This is a genomic window from Marinobacter sp., assembly GCF_052091845.1.
GTDB lineage: Bacteria > Pseudomonadota > Gammaproteobacteria > Pseudomonadales > Oleiphilaceae > Marinobacter.
On record NZ_JBQDCO010000017.1, the window covers coordinates 53,839 to 60,684 of the forward strand.

6 protein-coding genes and 1 pseudogene are annotated in these 6,846 nt (G+C 52.9%); 4 read left to right on the forward strand and 3 right to left on the reverse strand.

Annotated elements, in window-relative coordinates; all coding sequences use genetic code 11:
- Window positions 1–94: 94 nt before the first annotated feature.
- Entirely contained in the window at window positions 95–484 is a 390-nt protein-coding gene (locus tag ACTHYN_RS07630) for a hypothetical protein (RefSeq protein WP_441811857.1), read from the reverse strand.
- A gap of 280 nt (window positions 485–764) precedes the next feature.
- Here ACTHYN_RS07630 and rmuC point away from each other — a divergent pair, with 280 nt between their 5' ends.
- Window positions 765–2,189: a DNA recombination protein RmuC gene (rmuC, locus tag ACTHYN_RS07635; protein WP_441811858.1), complete on the forward strand. Its 1,425-nt coding sequence runs from the start codon at window positions 765–767 to the stop codon at window positions 2,187–2,189.
- 5 nt (window positions 2,190–2,194) lie between these two features.
- On the forward strand, window positions 2,195–3,076 hold the full coding sequence (locus tag ACTHYN_RS07640; protein WP_441811859.1) for a hypothetical protein: 882 nt from the start codon (window positions 2,195–2,197) through the stop codon (window positions 3,074–3,076).
- Here ACTHYN_RS07640 and ACTHYN_RS07645 read toward each other — a convergent pair.
- Window positions 3,073–4,098, reverse strand: a complete 1,026-nt coding sequence (locus ACTHYN_RS07645; RefSeq protein WP_441811860.1) for an AraC family transcriptional regulator — start codon at window positions 4,096–4,098, stop codon at window positions 3,073–3,075. The two genes, ACTHYN_RS07640 and ACTHYN_RS07645, sit on opposite strands and share 4 nt — an antisense overlap.
- 197 nt (window positions 4,099–4,295) lie before the next feature.
- Between ACTHYN_RS07645 and ACTHYN_RS07650 the strand changes: the two genes are divergently transcribed.
- Together ACTHYN_RS07650 and ACTHYN_RS07655 are read left to right on the forward strand one after the other, a co-directional pair.
- Window positions 4,296–5,402 carry a CaiB/BaiF CoA transferase family protein gene (locus tag ACTHYN_RS07650; RefSeq protein ID WP_441811861.1) on the forward strand — a complete coding sequence of 369 codons (1,107 nt, stop codon included), beginning with the start codon at window positions 4,296–4,298 and terminating at the stop codon, window positions 5,400–5,402.
- Window positions 5,403–5,524: 122 nt separating this feature from the next.
- Window positions 5,525–6,598 carry a penicillin acylase family protein gene (locus ACTHYN_RS07655; protein WP_441811862.1) on the forward strand — a complete coding sequence of 358 codons (1,074 nt, stop codon included), beginning with the start codon at window positions 5,525–5,527 and terminating at the stop codon, window positions 6,596–6,598.
- Here ACTHYN_RS07655 and ACTHYN_RS07660 read toward each other — a convergent pair.
- Window positions 6,593–6,781: pseudogene (locus ACTHYN_RS07660) on the reverse strand (transposase); the annotation flags it as partial. The gene ACTHYN_RS07655 and the pseudogene ACTHYN_RS07660 sit on opposite strands and share 6 nt — an antisense overlap.
- Window positions 6,782–6,846 lie beyond the last annotated feature (65 nt).

Consider the following 6,846-nt stretch of genomic DNA (forward strand, 5'->3'; position numbering starts at 1 on the left):
GCACACACCCGGAATAAAATGCTGTGACGGTCTGAGAATGTATGACGGAGAATAACTGGGCCGAGAGTATACATCAGCAACCCGCCCAATTGCTTTACCGTTGGTTAAGAGGCGGCGAAAGAAAGCGGCTTGTTCCCAGAATTTCGCTGGAACGCAGGTATTCCTGCATCAGTGGAGAGCAGTTCAGGTACAGCAGCAAAAGTTCCCGTTGTACGTCCTGGTCCTGAATGCGAGCGGCAAACAGAATAAGCGCACGTACGCCGTCTTCGCTGCTGGCTCCCATGGCGGCATAACTTCTACCATACCGGCTGTCGAGTATGGCGGTTAGCCGCTCAAGGTGGAACTCCCCCGTATGAGTGATATGAGGGAGAATCCGAAACTCGGGTGGGTCATAAAAACCGGGCGCAGTTTCTATACACTCATCTTCAGTGTAATTCGTTTGTAGAAATTCTGTGCCCAGCTTTCGCCAGAGTTCTTTCAGCATGGTTCTGTATCCATTGTGGCTGTGTGCCAGACCCAAAAAAGCCGTTAAAAAAGCGTAATGCTATTGATCATCGGTGACGCTTACCCTTTTAATCCAAATTACGTTGCGCGTCCAGAACCGGACTCGCGCGCATTGCCAAATTGCCAAACAGTCGAGATGCAGGCAGTGTGTGCGCCCCCGGCCTGTATGGGTCGGATAAAAGGCTGCTATCTTCCGGTAGAATGTAATGCGTGTGTAAGCTCACGTTAATCCGGATAAATATCGAAACCCCGAGGGAGTGTTGGCTGTGCCCGAAGCCGTCAGTGAATTTATAGGTTCCCAGCCGGGGTTTGTCGCGGCATTGGTTATCTTGCTGTTAGCCATTACAAGTATTGTTGCCGTGCTGCTGGCGAAGGCCAGGGCAGAAAACCGAGCTGCAAGCCTGCAATCGGATGTGGCCGCGCACGGCCGCCGGATAGACGAGCTACTGGGGGAACGCCAAGGCCAGCAAGTGCGGAATGAAGAGCTTGCGGCCGAGTTGAGCGAAGCCCGGGCGGTGTTGCGAGAGCAGCAGGTTATGCTGAAGGAGGAGCGGCGCTCTGCAGCTGAAAAGCTGGCATTGCTGGAGCACAACAGAGACGCTCTGAAGCAGGAGTTTGAAAATCTGGCCAATCGGATTTTTGAGCAAAAAAGTGAGCATTTCTCCCGGCAAACCCGCACAAGCCTCGATACGTTGCTCAACCCGTTTCGCGACCAGCTACAGGATTTTCGTAAGCGCGTGGAAGATGTTTACACCACAGAGACCCGCGACAGACAGGCCCTTCGCAGCGAGATAAAAACCCTTCAGGACCTCAATCGCCAGATTACTGAAGAAGCCTCCAATCTTACCCGGGCCTTGAAGGGCGACAAAAAAATACAGGGTAACTGGGGCGAGCTTATTCTGGAGCGGGTTTTGGAAAAATCCGGTCTGCGCAAGGGCATAGAATATGAAACCCAGGGCAGCTATCGGGATAGTGACAACCAGTTGCTGAGACCCGATGTGGTGGTCAACCTTCCCGATAGCCGAAACCTGGTGATTGATTCCAAAGTCTCGCTGCTGGCTTACCAAAGGTGGATGACAGAAGACGACGACAGTGCCCGGCAAGAAGCGCTGAAAGATCACGTTGATGCCGTACGTAACCACATCCGCACGCTCAGCGAAAAGGATTACAGCCAGCTAGGCGGTTTGCACTCGCCAGACCTTGTTTTCCTGTTTATGCCAATAGAACCGGCTTTTGTAGCGGCTTTTCAGCAGGACGAGAACCTTTTCGCAGAAGCTTTCGAGCGAAAGATTATTGTAGTAACTCCCACAACACTGTTGGCAACGCTACGAACCATTGAAAATATCTGGCGATATGAGCGCCAGAGCCAAAACGCTCGGTTGATAGCAGAGCGCGCAAGCGCGGTTTATGACAAACTTAGGGTGTTTGTGGAAGCCATGGAGCGCCTGGGTGGGCAGCTCCATACCGCACAGGTTACCTACGATTCGGCCATGAACACGCTGACCCGGGGGCGAGGCAATCTTATTTCCCAGGCCAACCGGTTTGTGGAGCTGGGCGTGCGGGTAAAAAAGGAGCTGCCGAAAGCTGTTACGGATCAGGCAGAAGTGGACACTGATCGAGACATAAACGACGACGAGCCGGATTCGGAAAAACAGGCAGTTGGTGCAGATAACGAGCAGGAGTAAGTGCCATGGCAGTAGGTTTTGGGAATAGCCGTTTACCGGTCAGAAAGTCAAAAGGCCGCCAGTTAGCCAAAGCAGCAATTGTTGTTTCGGCACTGATAGCCGGGCAGGCCGCCGCGTTGGCACCTGAACACGAAACCCGCCGGTTGATGCTGGCTACCGAAGAAGCCGTTACTGCAGAAAACTGGGGCGAAGCCAGTGAATACCTGAATCGCTTACGGCAACTGGAAGGTGAAAAACCTGCGGCTTATCACTATTACCGTGGCCGGGTTATGCTGCAATCTTCTCATTTTAATGAAGCCCAGGCAGCACTTGAAGCCTATGTAACAAAGGCAGGTACGGAAGGCAGTCATTACCAAAAATCCTTAAAGCTCATTACCGGAATTGAGCGGGCAAGAAAAGAGAAGGCTCAGGCAGCGCCGGTTGGTGAGGAATCCAGAGTTGCCGTAATTGAGCCCGCAGGGGACCAACGAACCGCCTCTTTGCGCAAGCTGTATCTGGCAGATTCTGATCGCGAGGCCCTTGTTCTGCACCTCAATAGTCTTCTGGGTGTTGCCGGGTGGCGGCAGGATAAGGCGGTTGTGCGCCTGGACCGACCAGCCGATATCGAGTATCGCTTGAGTACAGGCGATAACGCGGTTTCCGTTCAGGAAATTCAACGTGACAGCTCAACCGGCATCATTCGTAAAACCACACAAATTCCGGTGTTTGGTATCAACCCTCAGGTGGAATGGGGTTGCGAACAAGCTGTGGCAACCTGTTGGATATACGACCCACGAGACGGCTCCCGCCTGTTGAAGCTTTCGCCAAACCGAAGCCAGGCTGAGGAAATAGCGCAAACTCTGGGTAAGCTGATCCGGAACCTGCAAACCAGCTCTGCGGGCTCCTAACGCTCCGGCTTGTCGTTGCCCCGTTCGCCTTCACGATAGGCGCCCGGGGTAACACCTGTCCATTTCTTGAAAGCCCGGTGAAAGGTAGAAGGTTCGGTAAACCCGATTCTGGCAGCAATGTCGTTAATAGAGAGCTCTTGCCGACTGAGATAGTAGATCGCCATATCCCGCCGCAAAAGATCCTTGATTTCCTGAAACGACGTGTTTTCCTGCTTCAGCCTTCGGCGAAGGGTTTGCGGGCTGGTGTGCAGTTCGCTGGCAATCCACTCAAAATCGGGCAGAGGCTTTGAGAAATCCCGACCGATGAGCGCACGTATTTTACCGGTAAACGTATTGCTCTCGTCGGGTCGGGAGAGTAGATCCGCTGGTGAGGTTTTCAGGAATTGACGAATTTCCGGTGTGTCTCTGATCACAGGCGCCGATAGAAAACGCTTATCGAACGTTAGCGCCGTGCAATCGGAGTCGAACTCCAGGGGGCAATGGAAAATGTGACGATACTCATCGCCATGGGGTGGGCGTGGGTAATTGAATTCCGCTTTCTCAAGCCCCACCGGCTGTCCTACCAGCCAGCTGCCTAGCCGGTGCCAGATAACCAGAATGCTCTCTCGCAGAAAGTAATGAGGGTCGTGGATATTGCCTTCCATGCGTGTAACCAGCCGAGCCTTTTGCTTGCCGGTTTCCAGTTCCATGGCAAGCATAGGATCAAACAGCCGGGAGAATTGATAGGCCCGGCGATACACAGCCCCAAGCGTTGGGCAGTCGATAACCAGAGCACACATAGTGGCAAACGTGCCCGCCCTGGCTCGCCGTGGCCCCATGCCCAAAAATTCATCATCCATGCGGTTCCAGGCAATTTGTAGCAATGAACTGAACTGATCGCTATTCACCCGGGCCATCTCAATACGCAAAAGATCGGGGGATATGCCCGCATCTTTGAGCATTTCGGAAGTGTTAAGCCCCAAATGCTCAGCGCCAGACAGGGCAGCCTGCACAAAGTGCCGTGAAACTGTCAGATCAGACATCTAACTCGCCATTTTGTTAAAACGACACTTATCATAAAACCCCTAAGCCACATTGCAACCAAAGCCTCGCCAGAGTGTGGCGGGAGCAGTTGTAAGAATCGGCCAATTGTTATGGCGTAACAGGCAGTTGGCGTTAATGGTAAAACCGTGCAGCATGGTGTGAGCAGGAACAACGCATTACCCAGAAGGAGAACACCATGGCAGGTCCTCTGACCTCAATGAAGATTCTGGATTTCAGCACATTGCTGCCGGGGCCCTACGCCACCATGCTTTTGGCAGACATGGGCGCAGAAGTATTGAGGGTAGAAGCACCAGATCGGGTAGATCTTACCCGCGTGATGCCACCTCACGATGCCGGTGTAAGCACCTCTCACGCCTTCCTTAACCGGGGCAAACAGTCTCTTGCGCTAAACCTGAAAAAAGAAGACAGCAAAGAGAAGATTCTGCAGTTGGTGAAGGATTACGACATTGTGATCGAGCAGTTCCGCCCCGGTGTGATGGACCGGTTGGGTATTGGCTACGACACTCTGAAAGCCATTAACCCCAAGCTTATTTACTGCGCCATTACCGGGTACGGCCAAACCGGCCCCTACAAAGATCGGGCAGGGCACGACATAAACTACCTCTCCATTGCCGGTGTGAGCAGCCATTGTGGTCGCGAAGAAAGCGGACCGCCGCCTATGGGTATTCAGATTGCCGACGTAGCCGGCGGCTCCCACCACGCAGTTATGGGCATACTTGCCGCCGTGGTGCATCGCCAACAAACCGGAGAAGGGCAATTTGTGGATATCAGCATGACCGACGCCGCCTTTGCGCTCAATGGCATGGCCGGTGCGGCTTCCATTGCTGGTGGGCAAGAACAGAAGCCTGAAGGCGCGATGCTCAACGGCGGCTCCTTCTACGATTACTACCAAACCCAGGATAACCGCTGGCTTTCTGTAGGCAGCCTGGAACCCCAGTTCTCCGCAAGGCTGTGCGACATTCTTGAGCTGGCTGATATGAAGAGCTTTGCCCTCAGCCAGAATGCTGAGCACCAGGCGGAGTTCAAAGCTGCGCTTAGAGAGAAATTCCTGCAAAAAACGCTGGAGCAATGGCGAGTTATATTTGCCGAAACGGATGCCTGTGTGGAGCCGGTGCTGACCATTGATGAGGCCGCTGAGCACCCTCAGTTGAAAGCCAGGGATATGGTGATTGGTGTTGATCGTGGCGATGGGACGCAGCAAAAGCAGATTGGATTTCCGATTAAGTTTGAGAAGACGCCGGCTTCCACTTCCTGTATCGGCCAGCCACTTGGAGGCAAGTAATTTGAACGTATGATTTCATCTCAATCATCGTGAATAAATGTTCATTTTTTAGTGAGTCTGCTAATTTAATAGTGTCGCCAGTGAAGGCGAATCCCGTAGTAAATAATGATAAGGGTAACACTATGCAAACCAGGAATACTCGGGCGGTGCGAACGGTGCGCAGCGCTGCGTTGGTGCTACTGGGCAGCACCTTGCTGACAGGCTGTTTTGATGGCAGTAGCTCATCATCCGGATCGTCAGAGCCGGAACTTAATACCAATCTGTTTCCCGCGGACGGCAAGCTTGAAGCTACCATCCGAAGAACAACGGGTGGTGTGCCTCACATCAAGGCAGACAACCTGAAGTCGGCGGCGTTCGGCCATGGGTATGCTCAGGCCCAGGATAATGTTTGTTTGCTGGCCGAAGCGATGGTTAAGGCACGGAGTGAGCGGGCCAAGTACTTTGGGCCGGGTGAGGAAAACATTAATATTATTAATGATTTCAGCTACAAAGCCCAGCGTATCTTGAGTGGCGCAGAGCAAGAGTATGAATCTCTGAGCCCGGAAAGCACCGCGCTTATTGATGGTTTTACAAAAGGCTATAACAGCTATATTGAAGAGACAGATCCGGCAAACTTTCCTCAACGATGCCAGGACCAGCCATGGGTGAAGGCTATTTCGCCAGTGGATCTAATGGCCCATTATCGAATAGTTGGCCAGTACGCCAGCGGTGGCCAATTCGCCACTGGCGCAGTGTTTTTGGCCATCCCGGGTGAAGATCTTGCAGAAGCGCAGCCTAAACCCGTGATGACTAGCACGGACGCGTCAGAGTTCAAGTCAGTTTCAGGTGATGCCCGGTTGATGGCAGCCGCCAAGACCGACTACCAGGATATGGGACTGGGCAGTAATGCTTGGGGGATCGGTAAAGACATGACCGAGCAGGGTAAGGGTGCGCTATTGGCGAATCCTCACTTTCCGTACACTGGCCACCGGCGTTTGTATCAAGCGCACCTTACTGTACCCGGTTATTTGAACATTAACGGCGCTGGCCTTCTGGGCACAGCATTACCGCTGATCAGTTTCAATGAAAATCTAGCCTGGTCTCACACGGTGTCCTCCAGCCGCAGATTTACCTTATATGAGCTGAAGCTCAAGAATGGTGACGACCTTACTTACATCGTGGATTCAAGCAATAACCGCAGCACCGCTCATTTATAGTGCCCCGGAATATTCACCCCAGAACACCTCTGCCGGTGTTCGATAACCCAGCCGTTTCCTGGGTCGGTTATTCAGCTGCTCAACCACTCGATTGATATTTGTTTGGGACAGCTTGGTGAAGTTCGTCCCTTTCGGGTAGTACTGGCGCAGCAAGCCATTCGTGTTCTCATTGGTGCCTCGCTGACCCGAGCAATGTAGTGGCATAGTGAATCTGGCCACCTGATTTTGAGTGTATGATCACTCACAGA

Excerpts from the sequence above, each read along its gene's own strand:
- ACTHYN_RS07630 (WP_441811857.1), bottom strand. The coding sequence starts at position 484 with ATGCTGAAAGAACTCTGGCGAAAGCTGGGCACAGAATTTCTACAAACG.
- ACTHYN_RS07640 (WP_441811859.1), top strand. The coding sequence starts at position 2,195 with ATGGCAGTAGGTTTTGGGAATAGCCGTTTACCGGTCAGAAAGTCAAAA.
- ACTHYN_RS07645 (WP_441811860.1), bottom strand. The coding sequence starts at position 4,098 with ATGTCTGATCTGACAGTTTCACGGCACTTTGTGCAGGCTGCCCTGTCT.
- ACTHYN_RS07650 (WP_441811861.1), top strand. The coding sequence starts at position 4,296 with ATGGCAGGTCCTCTGACCTCAATGAAGATTCTGGATTTCAGCACATTG.
- ACTHYN_RS07655 (WP_441811862.1), top strand. The coding sequence starts at position 5,525 with ATGCAAACCAGGAATACTCGGGCGGTGCGAACGGTGCGCAGCGCTGCG.